This window comes from Chryseobacterium rhizoplanae (assembly GCF_900182655.1).
GTDB lineage: Bacteria > Bacteroidota > Bacteroidia > Flavobacteriales > Weeksellaceae > Chryseobacterium > Chryseobacterium rhizoplanae.
Genome location: NZ_FXTC01000005.1, coordinates 299,077 through 317,162, shown reverse-complemented (window position 1 = coordinate 317,162; position 18,086 = coordinate 299,077). Strand labels below are relative to the sequence as shown.

Below are 18,086 nucleotides of genomic sequence, written 5' to 3'. Positions count from 1 at the left end.
CGATTTAAAGATATATGTATGAGAGGAACTTATTATAAGATACCCATCGACTTTGCTAGCATTATAGATGAAAGAAATGCTGAAAAGGTGTCCATTGAGCAATCGATTAATCAGCATCTTTTTATTATTGTCACTACACCTTTAGGAAGATGCAAATTTGATGATAGTTTCGGAACCGAAATTTTTGAAGTTGACTTTGATCTTCCCAGAAGTGATAATTCAATCAAAGAATTTATTACAAAGGCTGTAACGGAATCCATTATTAAACGTGAGCAAAGGCTTTTGCTGGAAGATATAGAAGTAGCCGTAAAAAATGCAGATATAGGAAATGCAGAGAGAAAAAGAGCAAAAAAAAAGGTTATGGTATCGGTAAAAGGGTTGGTTAAAGAAACGGACAGACCTTTCTTTTTTCAAAAGTCATTTTTTATAGGACCTCTTTCATATTAAATAGTATGAATCAAGAAAAAATAAAAGACAGAATATTCCGCAGAGCGGCAAAACTCTGGGGATATAACGAACTGCGAGCAGATTCTTCCTTTGATCCTATTGTTGGTCTTATGTTATCAGCAACAGCCTCGGAACTTGAAAAACTCGGATTTGAATTGGAAAATTCCAAGGCACGTATAATAGAACGTGTTATTGAAGTGCTGTTTCCGGAAGAGATTTCCGGAGTAACCCCCTCAAGATCACTGCTTCAGGTGTTTCCCGTTGAGAATGGATCTAAGATATCGTTACATGATCATTTCAAAATGGAAAAAAAGATATCAAATGGGGCTCACCGCAGTGAGGTAACAGGTAAGGATATTTATTTTTGTCCGACAATAGAAGCTTGTCTGACTACAGCCAGAGTTGAATATATTGCTCATGGTAAAATTATTAAGGAAGTTGCGAGTTCTTTTTCCGGAACTGTATTGCAGAAAAGTAAGAGTCATATTCCGGCAGGTGAAATATGGATAGGTATTCGTACTCCGGATAAAGAATCTCTTAAAAATCTGATGTTTTACATTGATATTAATAATCCATATCAAAAAGAGTTGTTTTCCCATTATATCAAGCAGGTTAAAGTGTATTCAGGTGATCAGGAATTGGAGCTTACCGCAGGTTATAATGTAGACCAGCAGGTAATTGATTTTGAAAATATCCTTGTGGAGAATTACTTGGAGCTTAAGCATATATATCAGGAGGTGAATACATATTATTACTCCCGTTACTTTACTTTAAAGGAAAAGATCAGACCTACAAATGGGCGGAGCGAGGAGCTTTTTACTTGGTACTTCCCTGATAGCAGCCTTTCTGAAGAAGAAGATTTGATTTGGCTTAGATTTAAGTTTCCTGAAGCCGTTGAAGAGGATGTATTGCAGAATATAAGTATTATTCTTAATTGTATTCCGGTTGTCAATATATATAATGTTAAAACCTATAGAAGAGCTTTAGGAAGACTTGATATTCTGCCGATTCAATCCGAAGATCATTTTTTAGCTTTAGATTATGTCTCTGATGATGCAGGGCGAAGATTTGATGTAAAAAACTATTCTACAGGAGGAGATAACGTTTCGGCTATTTTGAGGAAAGGAGGGGTATCTAGGTTTGACCGTCGCAATGCCTCCGAGCTTCTGCAATATCTGTTAGAGGTTATAAAAGATGAAACAGCTGCCTTTTCAGCAATAGGAGGTGATTCCACCCGGGAGATGCTAGTGCAGATCAGTCAGAATATGGCAGCACTGCATCAGCTTGCTCAGGAAAAGAATTTTTCATATATACATAACCCATATCTTATTATCACAGGCAATACTCTAAAATCTGAAGCTTCATATAATATTTCTTATTGGAATACACAGGCGGAAGAGGCCAATCATATCAGGCCGGGAACATTGTTTGTTGCAGACCAGCCGGGAACTCTGATGTGTGAAAGAAATTCTGTAATGATCACCACCTCACTTGGTGGAAGAAAGAGTCTTTCACCCCAGGATAAAATTTTAGAATTCAGAGCAGCGCTGCTTAGCAGAGGGAGAGTGGTAACTCCGGCAGATATTAAAGAATCTGCTATGAGGCATTTTAAAGATACTATAATAGATGTTAAAGTACAAAAAGGAACCAGGAAAGAAGCAGCCTTAAAAGAAGGATTCAGCAGAACAATAGATATTCATCTTTTTAAAAATCCTGACATTAAAGAGATTCATGAAGATGAATGGAAATATTTATGTGATAGCTTTCTGCTTCATCTTAAAAATAATTCTGTTCATATGCTTCCTTACAGGATTTTTGAAAATTAAGTATACAGTTGGTTCATAGCCGGAGGCAATGTTGGCCGCTCTAAAAACGAAGATAAATAATTAAAAAATACATACTATGTTATCAAACAAAGGAATTGGAGGAAACGAAGTTCCACCAGAAATAAGCGAATCCATTTTTGAAATTCCTCAGAACAGGACGCTACTAGCACAGAAATTAACTGCTCATGATCCTGTTAAACCTGAACTTGTAGAAGGATTAGATACAGTAGAAAAAGTTTTTGAACACTTTAAACCAGAAATTAAAGTTGATTTTGAAGATGAAAACGGAACCTCTAAAATAGAATCACTCAAATTTAATAATCTGGGAGATTTCGGAATAAAAGGTATTACAAAACAGAGTGACTTCCTATCAGGATTGGAAACGGAAAAAAATCAATATCAGCAAATCATCAGGCAGCTCAAGACCAATAAAATATTAAAAGCAGCCATAGAAGATCCGGATGCACGGAAAGCCCTATACAGCACTTTGCAGTCTCTGATCCTGGAATTGGAAAATAATAAATAAAAAGAAGTATTATGGACAAGCAACAACAATTACAACAACATACCACTCAAGAAAGGTTTAGAGAAAATTACGCACAGCCGGACAACCTTGTAGCGCTGGCCCGTTATGGTGGTTTTGACTTGCTGGAAATATCTATTGATGGAGTACAGAATATCAATCCCGACAGAAGGGCCAGAAAAAGAATTTTTTTAACTGAGCCAGGTAAAGAAAAAGAAAAAGAAACCTTGAAAAAGACTCTGAAATTATGGGTAAGTGTGTTGTCTAACAGCGAATCACTATCGGATATGATTACAGATTGTGAAGAAAGAAAAAAATGTGCGGAACAGCTGTTAGTAAACAATTTATCGAAAGCTATTGAAGACAGTAGGGAAATAGAGGCTAATTACAGAACTGTTGCCTTATTCTACAAAAATACGGAATCAGCCAAGGTAAAAAACATTACCATTGTTAATGCAACGTTGGAGCAGTTAAAAGATCTGGATAATACACGTTTTATTGATACCATACATACGGAACTTACGGATAATTACGACAGACTTGACCTTAAAAATAATTATGGAATCTTGGTTATTCCGGGATATCTGGGATCCAATAAAGTAATAGAGAAATGGGCAAAACTAGTGTATGAAAATAAGGTAATGCTTGTTACAGATTTTGAGCACCTCGATGAACCGGATGACGTAATGGAGATGTTTGATCAGGCATATCTTACGGGAGGGGATGTATACAGATCAAATGTTCTGATGACCTGCAATTGGCTTGTAGGAAGAGGAAGGTTTGAAGAAATCGAGGAACGCGAAAATATGTATATACCTCCTTCTACAGCTTTGGCAGGAAAGATCTATAAAACCCTTATGTCGCAGGTTACTGCGGGAAAGAAGTTCGGAGGAATTAACGAAGTGGAAGGAGTAAAATTTGATCTTAAAAAAAGTGAAATTGCCAATCTTGAGAATCTGGGGCTTATTCCTATGGTAAATGAATATGGAAAGGTTATGGCCTTTTCAGGAAAAACCCTTTTTAACGGAGATAATTTAGGTCTACAAACGTATTCCGTAGTGAGGGTTTTTGATTATGTGACTAAGGTTCTGATGGATTTTCTAAACCGAAGAGCTTTCGAAAATTTCACGGCAGTAACCCGTAAAGAAATCATGAATCAGATTGTTGGTTTCTTGGACAGCATTGCGGGTCCCGGTAAATTAATTGAGAATTTTGAGATCAAAAGATTTGAACAAGATCCCGTTCAGAAGGATAGAATTCACCTTGATATTCATATGAAACCCTATTTCCCGGCTAAAAACTTCTTGATCAAGATGGACGGGCATAAAGGGGACCAGGGTAATGAATGGGATACAGAATATAAGCAAAACTAGAATGAAATATCAGAAGATCATTATGTAATATGTTCAGGAATATGTATCATGAAAATCACAATATAATATCGGGAAGCTGGGTAATGTAAAAACCAGATAAAGGAATATTGATACAACCAAATTAAACAGGATTTCTATTCTATTACCTTTCCCCGTTTTAAGCAAAAATTACAAACAGCCTCACTGCGATGAACGATTATTTTTAAGGCCCATCCTTAAGAATTAACGGGTTGCTTGTTTGGGCGAGTATTGTATTTCAATATTTATTAATCATTAAATTTTAAAGTTATGTCATTTAAAGCAAAGTTAAAAGTGGCTGGTAAAGAGTATAATATACTTAAAGTAAGCTACGGATTATTTCAGGAAACTGATGCAACAGGAAGACCTTCCACCGTTACAAGGGGTGGAAAGATTGATATTGTATTAGAAGGTACAGGGTCTACCGATCTTTTCGAGTGGATGACCAATTCTTTTGAAAGAAAAGACGGGTGTATTGTATTCGCTAAGCGGGATAGTGAAGCTACTCTCAAAGAATTGAAATTCACTGAGGGATATCTGGTAAAGCACAATGAAGATTTTGATTCTACTGGAGATAATCCATTGACTGAAGCATTTACGATTTCAGCAAGAAAAATCGAAATGGGGACCGGGGCCTATGAAAATGAATGGGTATAAACCTTAAGGATAAGCAGTAGTAATCTGTTTACTGCTGCTTATCTTATTATTATATGTTTATTATTTAACTATAAGCTAATCTATTATGTCATTTTTATCCAAATTAGAACTGGATGGTATTACGTACAACATTCTCGAATGTCAATATGGTTTTACCCAAGCAACAGATAATACAGGGAAACCACAAGGAATACCACAGGGAGGAGAGATTATCATTAAGATTGAAAGTACAGGAAACCCCGAACTTTTGAGCTGGATGCTGGATCATAATCAGACAAAAAACGGTAAGATAATTTTTTACCGTCGTGATGCTATAAGTAAACTTCAGGAATTGGTTTTTGAAAAAGCCTACTGCATCGGATTTAAAGAAAAATTTGATGCCAACAGCACCCAGCCTTTACAAATTGAAATGCGCATGATTGCAAAGAAGTTTGATCTTAATAATGCAATTCATGAAAAAATGTGGAAATAACAAGCGGATATTGAATTAAGTAAAATTTCAATGCAATTTGGTCATGTCGAAAAAAATATATAACTCTATATCGTCTGATAATTCATCGGATGTATCCAATAGCATCTACGCAGTACAGAATCCTTATTTACAACTGACAAATTCTGTCCTGAAAGAAAAGGAAAGCCCTTTAGTTTATTGTACATTGGTGCTTGAGGGAAAACCGTTCCTTGAAAAATCAAGTTTTTCACTGGAACTTTATCAGGTTACTAATGATCATGATGGTTTTAATATCATTGTTCCTGACGATGCACTTGATCGTTTTGAAGGGTATTTAATGGAAAACTCTAAAACTCTACTTGGAAAAAATATCACTCTTTCTTTCCATCGTTTTGGAAGTATAAGGCAGTCTTTTAGCGGAATTATTACCAATATTAAAAATAGGAAAGAAAATGGATATGGTAAGCTGATCATAACCGGAAATGCACCTACGATTCTTTTGGAAAATGGCAAAGCCTGCCATAGTTTTGAGAACAGAAAGCTTAATGAGATTGTAAAAGAATCAACCGAGGAGCATGCGGATATTAAAGTAGTTATTGAAAACCTTAATACTCAGTATACTTTACCGTATACTGTACAATATAAAGAATCGGACTATCAATTTATCCGAAGGCTTGCCATTCGGTATGGGGAGTACTTTTATTATAACGGGCAAGAATTGGTATTTGGTAATAAAGTGCAGCCTATAGTTGTTCTTGAAGAAAATATTGATCTCATTGAGGTAGAATTTGAACTAAACATCAGGCCCCAGGATTTTGAGTATACTGTTTATGACGCAAAGAAGGGAATCAATACAAAAACAAAGTCTTCTTCAATTCGTTCCCAATATAAAGAAAACCACTTTCAGGCTATTGCTATTAATGCTTCTAAAGGAGTATATAAAAAGAAACAGCAAATGTTGTTCAACTACAGTGGTATTTCCGATGTTACTGAAAAAGAGTTAAAGGAGGCAGTAACAAAAGAGAAGGAAACCAGGGAAAACCTGGTTTGTATAAAGGGGAAAAGCAAAGATCCCGAGGTAAAAATCGGGGGAAGGGTTCAGCTGATTGATATTAACGGAAAGGCAATGGAAACGTACCGGATTACTGAAATTACACATTTTCATGACGGAAATATTTATTACAATGAATTTGCAGGGATTCCCGATCTGTATATTGCGCCTTATCAGGATGGTGAAGCTGTTCCCTTAGGTGAGCAGCAATCAGCTAGGGTAATAGATAATAATGATCCTCTGGGAATGGGAAGAGTGAGGGTTCAGTTTCCATGGCAGGAAAACAAAGGGACTAGTTCACCGTGGCTCCGTTTGCTTCAACCTCATGGAGGTGACGGGAAGGGGTTCTATTTTGTGCCAGAGAAAGGTGAGGAAATCTCAGTTGGGTTTGAAAGCAATAACGCAGAAAAGCCGTATGTTATGGGAACCCATTATAACGGATCTGAAAAAAGTGGCTATCAGACGGAGAATAATTCTAAAAAAATAATTCAAACGCGGAGTGGTAACCGTATTGAAATGGATGATGAGGCAGGTAGTATAACTATACGAGACGCTGGTAATAACACTATTGTTATGGATGGAAAAGGAAATATTGAAATTAATGCACCTAAAACGATTCATCTTACTGCAGGTGCAGAAATTAAAATGGTAGCCGGAGCTAAAATATCTGCTACAACCGTCAATATGGAGCAAATGATAGCGAATAAACTGGAAACTACGGCCACGCAGATCAGTTCTAAGGCCATCGCAAAAATTGAGCAGTCGGCCCTTGAAATTATAACTAAAGGTGAAAAGAAACTTGATCTTAAAACGAAAGAACTTACATTGAATGCCGAAGAGAAATTAATGATGCATTCAGATAAGGAGGCTATTGTCAATGGTAAATCCACTGTAGGAATAAAGGGTGGTAAAATCAGCATGGATAATAAACCCAAAGGACCTGAAAAAACCAAGAAGGAAAAAGATCTGGAAAAAGTAAAAGAGGTTGGTCTGGATAAAATTATTCCAGCAAGTGTTGATAAAGGGATGGAATATCTGGACAAATATAAAAAATTAACAACAGACCCTACCCAAAAAAAGTAGATATAAATGTATTACAATTAAGTTCCGTAAGATATGCCAGAGATCATTACAGAGAGAGCTTCTTTATTATGTGATAAAGGAGTAACACCTTCACTGCTGAAGGTTACAAGCAATTGCTTTTATCAAGCCGATAATAAGTTAATTGCTACGGAAGAAGATAAACAGACAGAAATCAATATTGGTTCCTTTGGAATTTGCACCGTTACCAAAATAAAATGTATTCCTGTCATTGCAAAGTGGGAGAATACGGCGAAGGACACTTGTATTAACAATCACAAGGTTCTCACGGAAAAAAGCACATGCCATTGCGGTACGGGTGGTAAAATTTCCGTTACGAATAAAGGACACTGTGAAAAGCATGATGTAGAATAAATGAATACGTTTCGTTTATTAAGAAAATTTGAGGCTTACTATAACTTTTTTCTCTTTATAATAATCAGCGGTTCCTTAGCCTGATTAGTTAAAAAATTACATTTTTTTAGTGATAATACGACCTTGAATGAGTAGAATTTTAAAAATGAACTTTTTACATTTGTTCTGTTAATAATCTAATTATTAATTCTTTATTGCAGTATTGTGGTATCTGATACAATGATTCTTATATCTGTATGATTCTCCAGATACACGGCATTTCCGGGAATGCTGAAATATGAAGCAGATCTGCTATATCAGTAGGTTTATTTTGCTTGTTTAATCGTATATATGTTCAAGGAACAAAGAATATACTTTCATAACTGGCTTTCTTATAGTATCGAAGCTTGATAGTATTACAAAACTATAACCTAAGTAATTTTATTCAACTTTTTTAAAAGGAGTAGTATGATAATAGACGAAGATTTGCTTTTAGCAAAAGGTGAAATTAGGTATTATAAACCAAATGAATTGATTTTTTGTGAAGATGAATTTCCTTTTTATTATTATCAGATAATAAATGGCAAAGTAAAGCTAAACAGCTACAAAGAAGAAGGAAAAGAGTTCATTCACAATATATTTTCAGATGGACAAAGTTTTGGTGAATATACACTATTTGCTGAAAAGCCATATCCGATGAATGCTGAGACTGTTACACAAAGTAGTATTGTAAGACTCCCCAAACAGGCGTTTCTTGAATTAGTAGGGCAGAGTACTGAATTATTATCAGTTATGGTAAAGAACCTTTCTCATGGAATGTATGATGAATGTATTATTAAGAAGTATCTTACTTCTCTAAGCCCTGTGGTTAAAATCAGGGGGCTGCTGGATTACCTAAAAAGTTTTCAGAAAAAGAAATTTATTTATTCTTTCAAGATACCGCTAACCAGGAAACAGATTGCCTGTCTGACCGGTCTCTGTGAGGAAACGGTTATCAGAACATTAAAAAAAATGGAGAAGGATAAGATTGTTACCATCAGGAATGGAAAAATTTTTTATTAACCTGTTGATTGTGCTGAGGTTATTTATCATCGGACTTTAGCCTCTGGTAAGAATCGAACGTTTTATAGGATTACAGTAAGGCTGCAATTAAATTAATGAATATAGACCTAACAGAATGAAAGGTCATTATGTCTATAGAGCTGCTATTTTCAAAACTTTTACCTGCAACGATCTTATCTGTATTGTGGCTCATACTTGTTTCATATATATATTTTAGCATATGTCCAGATTGATCAGTATTAAATTTTACAGACAAATTAGCAATGCCAGAGAAGACAAGCAATTGTTGGAAAAAAACGGAATTAACTGTTTTATAGGTAACGAGAATCTTTTTAATGCTGATTGGATGCTCTCGAAGACTGGTGGTGGAATACAACTACAGGTTTTTGATGTTGATGTTGAGGATGCCATACATATCCTGGAAAAGGAACATACAGAAGATCCTAAAATAGGGATTGAGGTATCAAATCCGGTGTGTACCCGATGTGGCTCCCATCATGTTTTTCAGATTGAAAAACTGGGTGGTGTTTTCGGTATGAGTTGGTACATCCTTGGATTTCCGAGTGAAATTTCAAAAACATATTACTACTGTTATTATTGCGATGGCGAGTTTACTTGCTGAAACACTGATGAAAAGTATTGGAGATTATTAAATAAGATAGCAATAAGATTCATGAAAAAGATATGATATTATGCCATTATTATTTGTAATGGTTAATTCTAGACCAGCATTCTAATTTTACTCCTCTATTATGCTATATTTTGTTAGTTTAAAAACTATAGTTTATTCGTAATAATACGAGTATGTTTAAACGAAATATGGAAAATATCTTTTTAGCTTTGTAATAAGTTTTTAAAGAATATTTCATCATCAAAAACATTTGGAATATTTAAATCTGAATTATTTGTTTCTCATTATCCGGTATTGGGTAAAACCTTTGCCGGATTTATTTTCTTTTAAGTCTAACACCAAACATAAAAATAATATTTCTGTCATTTAATAAGTAGAGGAAGCATGTATTTGTAGCATTAGAAAATGCTAAAGAAGGGTAAAATCACAGATCCAAAAAATCAGAGATGTTAACATCATTATATTAATGCAAAAAATCGATTTTATGCTAAAACCATGTATTTTTCTTCTATCAGGTTTACTGTTTCTATCTTGTTCAAATAAATCAGGGAACACAGGAATATCTTATCATTCGGTAATACAAAATATTCCCATAACCGATACACTTAAAGCCGTTAAAAGTCAGGAAGCTGAAAGAACGGTTACTAATGCAGTTATTACCCGTATTGTAGATATGCATCAATTTCCTATTGAAATTCATGAAGAACTGACTAATGAAAATCAGAAGTTGGTGCTACACTTGAGAAACATCAGAAGAACTAAAATATCCGGACGTATTATTCCGGAGTCTGGGCAGGATAATATCCGCTTTAATAACATTGAGCTGAATCAACGAAGTATTGACGGTCCTTTTGGAAAAGACTTTGAATATGAGCTTAACAAGGTAGGAGATTACAGTATTGTAATACAAAAAAGTTTAATGGCTTCTGGAAGCCAGATCGGGAAATTTAGAATTATTCTGAAATAATACTCTGAATCATTTATCAATATTAGGTTTTATCCTAATTTATGTTCAATTAAAAAATTAATATATGAAAAATGTAAATCAATTTGTGAATAATATTCCATTTGACAAAGTTATTGTTTTTGACAGAGATGGAAATCAGATGGTTTTAACAACTTACAAGATTATCATAGAGCTGGATGGAAAACAATATTTCATTGAGAATCATCCTCATCCGCGAAAACCGGACGGACTAAGCATTTACTTTGATGCTAACCGGGGTAATCCAAAATATTTTGCAGTTTATCCCGGAGGTGGTAATCTGGTACATTTGTCCATTAACTGTTGTGAAAATTTATAAAGTCGTGTTTTTTAACAATAATACATTTTTTAACAAAAATGAGACAACATTCATTTCCCGACAAAATCAAATTCTCAACCTTATTTTGAGATTTACCAAGGCTCTCATTAAGTTCATTTCTAAAAGAAGTGATAAAGTTAGTTATAATAATATTTGAACTGCAAGAGGAATGTAATGTATTATTTTATTGTCTTCAGCAGAACATTTCTAGCCATTTAATAATCCTTTCGTTTGATTGATTTTGCATATCGTCAATTATCAAAAATGACAATTGGTTAAAACAATTTTATCTGCAATTGAGGATTTGGTCTTCACACATTCTATACACCATATATTTGTTGTCTGTTGAAAATTTAATACAGGACTGATCATTAAATCTTTTAGGATCTTTCCTGTATTCATTCATATATCTTTGGAAATCCTCTGCTTTTGAGGGGAGAATCATAATTTCTGAAGGACTGTAATTCCTTAATTCTTCCAAACTTTTTAGAATTTCTTTTTTGTGGTTTAATGCCTGATTATAATCCATGATTAGTATTTTTTGATATTGAAGTTAGAAATAGCCAGCATATTTCATATACCGGTTACACGATCACGTCAGTTTTGATTCTGATTAAAACTATTCAGCTTACATTATGATACGCTATTCACGAAAAAAGTTTGGGTGATAAATATTATTCAAAAATAATTAAAAAACTGCAAAAAACAAATAGGTTATTTCTATTTAAAGGAATTAATATCTTGAATATTAGTTATTTATGCTCATGTTGATATTTGTAATTTACAGTGTATGTAATTAAGGTAAATTATTCAATGAATGATTTTTTCTGTAGAGAAAAGCTATGTCATTTTATTGAACGTTTTGTAAATATATATTTGAAGCGGTATTCCAGGTACTACTTTACTTTTTTAGTATGAATTTAAAAATTAAATATTTTCACCAAATTGAGATATAATATAATAATCTTAAGAAATTATAAGTATGGAATGATTTTTATTTATAGTTAAAAAACTATAAATAATTAGCAAAAATACTACAATGTAGAAGGTCTCTGCTACGAGTAAATTGTCAATACTTTTGTTCTAAATCTAATGCCAGATCATGAAATTTTCTATTCTTATAGCTAACCATAATAACGGTAAGTTTTAAAAGTTGTTATGATTCTCTAATCAATCAAACTTACCATAACTGGGAAGCAATTATTCTGGACGACTGTTTTACAGATGCTTCAATAAAGGTCATAAAAGATACTATCGGATCTGATCACTGTTTTAAATTGTAAATTCGATGAAAACCTTATTCCGATCCATATTCAAGATAACGAAAAGATCAGAAATAACGACTGATATTTTTTCAATTGTCTAATGCAGATTGTATTAGACTAACTTTAAAAATTGCAGAAGATCAAAGTCCTATATGGGATTATATGAAAAAAGGAAATTTAAATTTATCAATAAAGTTCACTGTTACTACAGAATGCATGGAGGAGGTGTTTCCAAGAATATTAATAAAGAAAATGAGAGGGAATATGTCTTGGTATTCAGGAATAAAAAGTTTGCTTATAAATTTGTTCACAGACCTGACAATTATTATCCATTTATCTTGATCCAAGATGTGTCTTTTTAACAATGATATATTATTTTATTAAAAATCTGGCTCATTTTGCCGGATTTCTTTATTCTTTCAACCTTTTCTATCTACATTGTATTTAATCTTTCTAACTAGGTGCTAATGAATTTATTCTGTATTATTTTAGATAATCTTCTAAAGACAGATAAGGATTAAGGCCTTCCAATTCAACAAAAAGAAGAGAACCATCAGAAAGACAGTAGACATCTATTCTTTAATCCTTTTCTTAATGTTATTATATTTGATAATTAATCTGCAAATGTAATTTTCCCAACTGGGGGAAATATTCAACTCTTAAAAAGGTATATCTGGTAAAAATAAATGTAATTCAGAACTATTTGATATTCTTATGAGTTGCAGTATTTAGATTTTAATGTAAGTCCAAAACTGAATATCTTATTGATGATTACTTTAGATAAAAAACTACTATTTTATAGTAATAATATGACTAATAATCAGTATTGTATCTACTAATGAATTGTTAAATTTGTTGAAGATCTGATGTAAATAATTTCTTTACTATAACAGCAATATTGAAATGTTAATCTGCATACTACATGGAAGGGAATTTTCAAGAGATGGATATTATGATGTTGATCCAAATTTAAATGTATAAAGCTGAAGAAAGAAATCGAATTTACACAAATATATTTATTAACAAATAGCCATTACAATGATTTAACAAATGAGAAAAATGTATTTATTACCGATCTTTAGAGAAGTTGTATTAATTATTGAATCATAGATTATTATCCTTTTAAAAAAGTGTTTTTTAAGTTTTCTGACCCTGTGCGGCAATGAAATATACTTGCCGCACTTTTTATCAGCTCATTGAGAAAGCCGATGATAGTTTACAGATTAATTATACTAATAAATAATATGTTGTTACAACTGAGATAACCATGAAGACTACAAGTTAAGTTATATTAAAAACACAATTTTCTATAGAAAATCTTAATGTCTGTCTTAAGATATGGTAACAATAATTAGGGTGCATTGCCGTAACTGCCGTTGATAATTTTGGAATAGAATGAAGAATTGTACAAACATTTATATTTCTTTTCAGTGGCAGCACGGAGCCCCGCAAATAATAATGGAAACAAAATTATTAAATCCAACTTGATGCTGTATCTGATATTTTAAGTTTATATATTTTAATCATTATTATATCTCTTTTCAGGTTTATTTTTAAGAAGATTAAATTTATTTGATTTTTTATTTATAAATGTAAAGTGATGCAGATTGACAAATAGCTCCGTAAACTAAATCTTTATTTTTCTTTATTGTAATTGAGTAGATATGGTGCCCACTGAAAAAGCAAACTCTGCTTATTCTCGTTTGAAAATACTCTGCGATGCGGATCATTCAATAATTATATTATTTTCTACCTTACAGGTGGGATGGTAAATGAGATTTCCAAACCAATATATGAATGAGGAGATGTTCAGACCTTTGGGTTATACGCTGACATCAGTCACATCTCTTTAATAAATGGCATGTAGTAAGTTATTTTAAATCAAGATTCAGAATATTTGATTTTGGCTTGTATAGATCAAAAAATTCCGATATCACGACAAAGAAAGATTTGTAAATCCCCTTGTACAGTTGAATGGCAGACTTCATTAGCCGCATTTAGATGCGTCACAGTTGTCCTTTTTCGCGGAGAAGTACTGTATTATTCAATTTTTTGCTGAGATTTATTTTATCCTTTATTAACTATATAAACTGATCCTACTCATGATTTTTCATATTTTCAGATATTATATTTACATTATTCCTATGGTTAGGATTCATCATTAATTATAAGGGCTTTTTTTAGTGTTTAAGCTTCCCATTAGGGAAGCTTTTTTTAAGTATTCTCTACTTCTTCTACTTGGGTATATGTGTTTTTAATTAAAGTGTATTCTAATGAAAAGTATACTTAAATAATTTCTGGTGATTAGCAATGAACTAGAAATTACATAGTTATTCAAGTGTCTGGAATACGAAAACATTTGTTACTGGCTATTGACTGACACTTACCCGTGAAAGAATACAAGCCATCAATACAATGCAAAAAGATGAACAGATTTTTTAACTATTGATACGAATAAAGATACGGTTATCCAAGTAATTTTAACTTTTAAAACTTGTTTAGTATATAATCATTGTATATTAGCGGAAATATTATTCCTGAGTCGACTATGATTACTTCCACGGAAATTTATGAGTTATTGGAACATCAAAATTCTATGGTGTTCCGGATTAAAGATGTAACAATCATTTACTGAATTTTTTAGAAAGTTTCGGATTTTTAGGAGCTGCATCGCTATTAAAGCTCTCAGTGTAGTATATAACAATAAAATCAAGGTAAATGTATCATTACAAGATATAGGTTTGTAGTTTAATTACTGCATTTTTTAGATTTATTACTGCCGTCTCAGAATTCATGACAAAAAGGTTCTTTATAAGTTTGTTTACAGACCTTAAAATTATTATTCATTATCTTGCTCGAAGATGTATTTTTTTAATAACAGGTCTGAATGATATATTAATTTTATTAAGAATCCGGCGCAATAAGTCAGATTTATTTTTTACTCTCTATCTGGCTATTGAGTAAAACATCCCGTTTATCTACATAATATCTAATATCTCTACCCAGTTTTTGATGAATCTGTCCTGTTTAGTTTTAGGCAGTATTTCCAAGGAAAGATAAGGATTAAGGTCTTCTAATTCAACAAGGAGAAGAGAACCATCAGAAAGACAGCAGACATCTACTCTTGTAATCCCTCTTTTAAGGTTATTCCAATTAATGAATTGATCTGCAAATGCAATTTCCCTGGCTGAGGGAAAATATTCAATAAGCTCCCACCTCTTATTTTTTTCCGGTGCATATAAAGCATATTGAAACCGATCATTGAGATAAACAAAAGAGATTTCATATTTAAAATCAATAAAGGGTTGTATAATCTTACCATTAAGTTCTGTGGTATGAATATATTTATTGTTCACTTTTTCCTGACCTGTTGAATCTGCACCATTCTTCATTTTAACCATATAGCTTCCAGGAGTTCCCAGTCTGTGCAGTTCATCTCTATTTTCTACAGTAGGAATAACTGGGAAATTATCCTTTGTCAGTTTCAGTAAATAATCTTTTCCTTTCTGATCACCTTTTCCATCAAATGAATTGAATGTTAAAAGATTTCTCTTTTTAACATTGTCGATAAATTCTTTGAAATAAGGTTCATAATTCATCACAGATCCTGTATTTCTGAAAATAATGATATCTCCATATTCCAGATAAGAATTTACTTGATGTGGATGGCCGATCAGTATATTAAAGTTATTTTTCAATTTTGATGTAATATATAGATCTTCTTTGTAGTAGGCTCTTCCTTTAGCCTCATAGTAAAAGTCCGTAAGATATAAAATGGTTTTCATTCTCAATAGTATATCTGGTAAAAATAAATTTAATTCGGACCCATCGGATATTCTTATATGTAGTAGTATTTAGATTTTAATGTCAATCAAAAACTAATATTTATTAATAATTGTTTTAGATAAAAAACTATAAATTTATAGTGATAATACTACTAATAATCAGTATTTTATTTACTAATGAAGTGTTAAATTTGCTAAAGTATTTATAACATCAATAGTGAAAACGTAACCTATAATATTACATAAAGGAGAATTTTTATGAGATAGTATATTATGATTTTTTTATCCGAACGTAAATATATACTGAAGAAAGAAATCTACTTTTCATAATATATTAACAAATAGTCATTACAATATTTAACAAATGAAAAAAATGTATTTATTACTCCTACTATTTTTTGATGCTCTGTCTTATGTACAAATAATGGCCAACAATGTGGTTGTTAGGCCTACTTTAGATATTACAAGTAACGGGATTAATCATTTCTTGGGTGACGAGGACGGGGTAATTCCCTTAAAAATGCAGATACTGCAGGAGTTTGCAGCTGCTTTGTTCATCAAGATTTAAGTAATCCTCCCTATGTGATTTAAAAAGTTGCTGGATTGTTTATAAGTGTGTTTAAGAATAAATTCTATTGATTGGTATTGACTAGCACATTAACAGGCTATTATAGGGTTTGTTTCTTCATTCAAACCTGTGCGGCAAAGAAATTTGCCGCACTTTAAAAAAACTAAAAAGTCAAATGAGAATATAAAATTTTTTGATAGTTACTTCAATATTGAAATACTTAACAATATATCCGAAATCTTCATTATATTTTAACTTATAACCATGTTTAACTATAGATATATTTTGTTACGACAACTTAAGACTACCATGATTTATTTGAATTAAAAACACAAAGTTCCTATATAAATTTGTAACTCCCTGTCTTAAGAAGTGGTGACCATTATAAGGGAGCATAGTCCGTAGCTGCACTGATTGTCATTGAATTAAATGAAGATTTATGCAAAAACATTTATATTTTACTTTCAGTAGCAGTACGGAGCCCCCGCAAAAATATAATATTTATTTCTCTATAAGTTTAATTTCAGGAAGTGGCTTTCTCATTTTGAGAAAGCTACTTTATTTTTATCCCGATGCACCATCAATAAAATCCTTAATACAAAGTAGAACTTTAGAATGATAAGCCTGATTTTATATTAATAAAACATCAGAAGGTTGTTTTATTTCAATGGAAATTACATTTTGACTATTATAGGGATCACGTCTATTTAGATTGTTTGGCTGTTTAAAACACACGATAAGATAATTATTATTAAAAACATCAAATCATTTTAAAAAACATCAAATTACCGAAGCTGATCAGTTACCGATCAAATCAATGGTTTGCTTTATGATGGAACTGGAAAACTTATTCAAGTAATACGAGAATATCTTCTTTCATCCGGCGAAACAGTTTCCACCGCTGGATTTTCACAGTTTTTTTTTCTCTTAGATGAAAGACGTTTTCTGATCCTTTTAAAGGAGGAATAATTGCTTACATTGAATGAAAAAGTACACCTTCCTTCCGTGAATAAAGATGAGGCCCAGCAATATAATTGTGTCTCCCGTCAGATTGCCAAACAATACCTTAGAAGTTGCTTCTCTTTATAAAACGGATTGGTTCATAGTATAACCAGATATGCTTTACCAATAAAAGAATCAAAAGGAAAAATCTATTTTTATTTTGCGATTGTCTACAAGGGAAAAGTTATGCCTTCAGAAAAACTGGATCTCCAGATCAAAAACAATGAATGTATGGGAGAAAGCAGAGGTAATTATAATATGTGGTATCAGTATCTTATAGCTCAGATTTTAGATAAAAGTAGTTTGATAGCATTAAGTCAGTACCATGCTTTTGACCTGACTTATGATTTAGGACTTCTTTTAATAAATGGATATCTAGACTACCAAATAAGAGAAGGTTTAAAGATTGTATCCGAGGTTATGTTTTTTGCCCTTGAATCGTATCAATTAGATGATACGAAAGAATAGGATATGAGAAAAAACCTTTTGAACATGTAACTGTTATACTTATTCAAGCCAAATTGACTGGACCTTCCAATTATTGAGGCCTTTCATTTATGTAAAGCTTCTCCCTAGGAGAAGCTTTTATAGAGTTAACTTTTGATATTTTCAAGTAATATTTCAATTATTAATATGTGAACAAAAAGCTGATTTCAATCATGATTAACATAAAAATAGCAATATAAATT

17 protein-coding genes are annotated in these 18,086 nt (G+C 32.3%); 15 read left to right on the top strand and 2 right to left on the bottom strand.

Going from position 1 to position 18,086, the window contains the following annotated elements; genetic code table 11:
* The first annotated feature begins 18 nt into the window (after positions 1-18).
* The 12 genes from FN817_RS13865 to FN817_RS13810 all read left to right on the top strand — a co-directional run bounded on the left by FN817_RS13865 (position 19) and on the right by FN817_RS13810 (position 10,777).
* Positions 19-447: a GPW/gp25 family protein gene (locus FN817_RS13865; protein ID WP_142718469.1), complete on the top strand. Its 429-nt coding sequence runs from the start codon at positions 19-21 to the stop codon at positions 445-447.
* A gap of 5 nt (positions 448-452) precedes the next feature.
* On the top strand, positions 453-2,273 hold the full coding sequence (locus FN817_RS13860; protein ID WP_142718468.1) for a type VI secretion system baseplate subunit TssF: 1,821 nt from the start codon (positions 453-455) through the stop codon (positions 2,271-2,273).
* Between the two features lie 76 nt (positions 2,274-2,349).
* Positions 2,350-2,799: a hypothetical protein gene (locus tag FN817_RS13855; protein WP_142718467.1), complete on the top strand. Its 450-nt coding sequence runs from the start codon at positions 2,350-2,352 to the stop codon at positions 2,797-2,799.
* A gap of 11 nt (positions 2,800-2,810) precedes the next feature.
* On the top strand, positions 2,811-4,169 hold the full coding sequence (locus FN817_RS13850; RefSeq protein WP_167498870.1) for a DUF5458 family protein: 1,359 nt from the start codon (positions 2,811-2,813) through the stop codon (positions 4,167-4,169).
* Between the two features lie 288 nt (positions 4,170-4,457).
* Positions 4,458-4,844 carry a type VI secretion system tube protein TssD gene (gene tssD / locus FN817_RS13845; RefSeq protein WP_142718465.1) on the top strand — a complete coding sequence of 129 codons (387 nt, stop codon included), beginning with the start codon at positions 4,458-4,460 and terminating at the stop codon, positions 4,842-4,844.
* An 85-nt stretch (positions 4,845-4,929) separates the two neighbouring features.
* Positions 4,930-5,316, top strand: a complete 387-nt coding sequence (tssD, locus tag FN817_RS13840) for a type VI secretion system tube protein TssD (protein WP_142718464.1) — start codon at positions 4,930-4,932, stop codon at positions 5,314-5,316.
* 43 nt (positions 5,317-5,359) lie between these two features.
* Positions 5,360-7,429: a type VI secretion system Vgr family protein gene (locus FN817_RS13835; protein WP_142718463.1), complete on the top strand. Its 2,070-nt coding sequence runs from the start codon at positions 5,360-5,362 to the stop codon at positions 7,427-7,429.
* Between the two features lie 33 nt (positions 7,430-7,462).
* Entirely contained in the window at positions 7,463-7,801 is a 339-nt protein-coding gene (locus FN817_RS13830) for a DUF4280 domain-containing protein (RefSeq protein ID WP_142718462.1), read from the top strand.
* 447 nt (positions 7,802-8,248) lie between these two features.
* Positions 8,249-8,842 (top strand): Crp/Fnr family transcriptional regulator, encoded by a 594-nt coding sequence (locus FN817_RS13825; protein ID WP_142718461.1) that lies wholly within the window; start codon positions 8,249-8,251, stop codon positions 8,840-8,842.
* Between the two features lie 220 nt (positions 8,843-9,062).
* Positions 9,063-9,464 (top strand): putative signal transducing protein, encoded by a 402-nt coding sequence (locus tag FN817_RS13820; protein ID WP_185149914.1) that lies wholly within the window; start codon positions 9,063-9,065, stop codon positions 9,462-9,464.
* A gap of 493 nt (positions 9,465-9,957) precedes the next feature.
* Positions 9,958-10,440: a hypothetical protein gene (locus tag FN817_RS13815; protein ID WP_228451559.1), complete on the top strand. Its 483-nt coding sequence runs from the start codon at positions 9,958-9,960 to the stop codon at positions 10,438-10,440.
* Between the two features lie 64 nt (positions 10,441-10,504).
* Positions 10,505-10,777 carry a hypothetical protein gene (locus FN817_RS13810; protein ID WP_142718459.1) on the top strand — a complete coding sequence of 91 codons (273 nt, stop codon included), beginning with the start codon at positions 10,505-10,507 and terminating at the stop codon, positions 10,775-10,777.
* A gap of 286 nt (positions 10,778-11,063) precedes the next feature.
* On the opposite strand, the gene FN817_RS13805 is transcribed toward FN817_RS13810, so the two are convergent.
* Complete coding sequence (locus FN817_RS13805; RefSeq protein WP_142718458.1) at positions 11,064-11,306, bottom strand: hypothetical protein; 243 nt, start codon at positions 11,304-11,306, stop codon at positions 11,064-11,066.
* A 601-nt stretch (positions 11,307-11,907) separates the two neighbouring features.
* On the opposite strand from FN817_RS13805, the gene FN817_RS23615 reads away from it, so the two are divergent.
* Positions 11,908-12,060, top strand: a complete 153-nt coding sequence (locus tag FN817_RS23615) for a glycosyltransferase (protein WP_142718508.1) — start codon at positions 11,908-11,910, stop codon at positions 12,058-12,060.
* A gap of 2,960 nt (positions 12,061-15,020) precedes the next feature.
* Here the strand turns inward: FN817_RS23615 and FN817_RS13795 are convergent.
* Complete coding sequence (locus FN817_RS13795; protein WP_142718457.1) at positions 15,021-15,827, bottom strand: hypothetical protein; 807 nt, start codon at positions 15,825-15,827, stop codon at positions 15,021-15,023.
* Between the two features lie 373 nt (positions 15,828-16,200).
* On the opposite strand from FN817_RS13795, the gene FN817_RS13790 reads away from it, so the two are divergent.
* Both FN817_RS13790 and FN817_RS13785 read left to right on the top strand, forming a co-directional pair.
* Positions 16,201-16,395 carry a hypothetical protein gene (locus FN817_RS13790; protein ID WP_142718456.1) on the top strand — a complete coding sequence of 65 codons (195 nt, stop codon included), beginning with the start codon at positions 16,201-16,203 and terminating at the stop codon, positions 16,393-16,395.
* Positions 16,396-17,490: 1,095 nt separating this feature from the next.
* Positions 17,491-17,865, top strand: coding sequence for a hypothetical protein (locus FN817_RS13785; protein WP_142718455.1), 375 nt, complete (start codon positions 17,491-17,493; stop codon positions 17,863-17,865).
* The last annotated feature ends 221 nt before the right edge of the window (positions 17,866-18,086 follow it).

What these genes read in the sequence shown, in the direction of transcription:
- FN817_RS13865 (WP_142718469.1), top strand. Translation starts at nt 19, where the DNA reads ATGAGAGGAACTTATTATAAGATACCCATCGACTTTGCTAGCATTATA.
- FN817_RS13860 (WP_142718468.1), top strand. Translation starts at nt 453, where the DNA reads ATGAATCAAGAAAAAATAAAAGACAGAATATTCCGCAGAGCGGCAAAA.
- FN817_RS13855 (WP_142718467.1), top strand. Translation starts at nt 2,350, where the DNA reads ATGTTATCAAACAAAGGAATTGGAGGAAACGAAGTTCCACCAGAAATA.
- FN817_RS13850 (WP_167498870.1), top strand. Translation starts at nt 2,811, where the DNA reads ATGGACAAGCAACAACAATTACAACAACATACCACTCAAGAAAGGTTT.
- tssD (WP_142718465.1), top strand. Translation starts at nt 4,458, where the DNA reads ATGTCATTTAAAGCAAAGTTAAAAGTGGCTGGTAAAGAGTATAATATA.
- tssD (WP_142718464.1), top strand. Translation starts at nt 4,930, where the DNA reads ATGTCATTTTTATCCAAATTAGAACTGGATGGTATTACGTACAACATT.
- FN817_RS13835 (WP_142718463.1), top strand. Translation starts at nt 5,360, where the DNA reads ATGTCGAAAAAAATATATAACTCTATATCGTCTGATAATTCATCGGAT.
- FN817_RS13830 (WP_142718462.1), top strand. Translation starts at nt 7,463, where the DNA reads ATGCCAGAGATCATTACAGAGAGAGCTTCTTTATTATGTGATAAAGGA.
- FN817_RS13825 (WP_142718461.1), top strand. Translation starts at nt 8,249, where the DNA reads ATGATAATAGACGAAGATTTGCTTTTAGCAAAAGGTGAAATTAGGTAT.
- FN817_RS13820 (WP_185149914.1), top strand. Translation starts at nt 9,063, where the DNA reads ATGTCCAGATTGATCAGTATTAAATTTTACAGACAAATTAGCAATGCC.
- FN817_RS13815 (WP_228451559.1), top strand. Translation starts at nt 9,958, where the DNA reads ATGCTAAAACCATGTATTTTTCTTCTATCAGGTTTACTGTTTCTATCT.
- FN817_RS13810 (WP_142718459.1), top strand. Translation starts at nt 10,505, where the DNA reads ATGAAAAATGTAAATCAATTTGTGAATAATATTCCATTTGACAAAGTT.
- FN817_RS13805 (WP_142718458.1), bottom strand. Translation starts at nt 11,306, where the DNA reads ATGGATTATAATCAGGCATTAAACCACAAAAAAGAAATTCTAAAAAGT.
- FN817_RS13795 (WP_142718457.1), bottom strand. Translation starts at nt 15,827, where the DNA reads ATGAAAACCATTTTATATCTTACGGACTTTTACTATGAGGCTAAAGGA.
- FN817_RS13790 (WP_142718456.1), top strand. Translation starts at nt 16,201, where the DNA reads ATGTATTTATTACTCCTACTATTTTTTGATGCTCTGTCTTATGTACAA.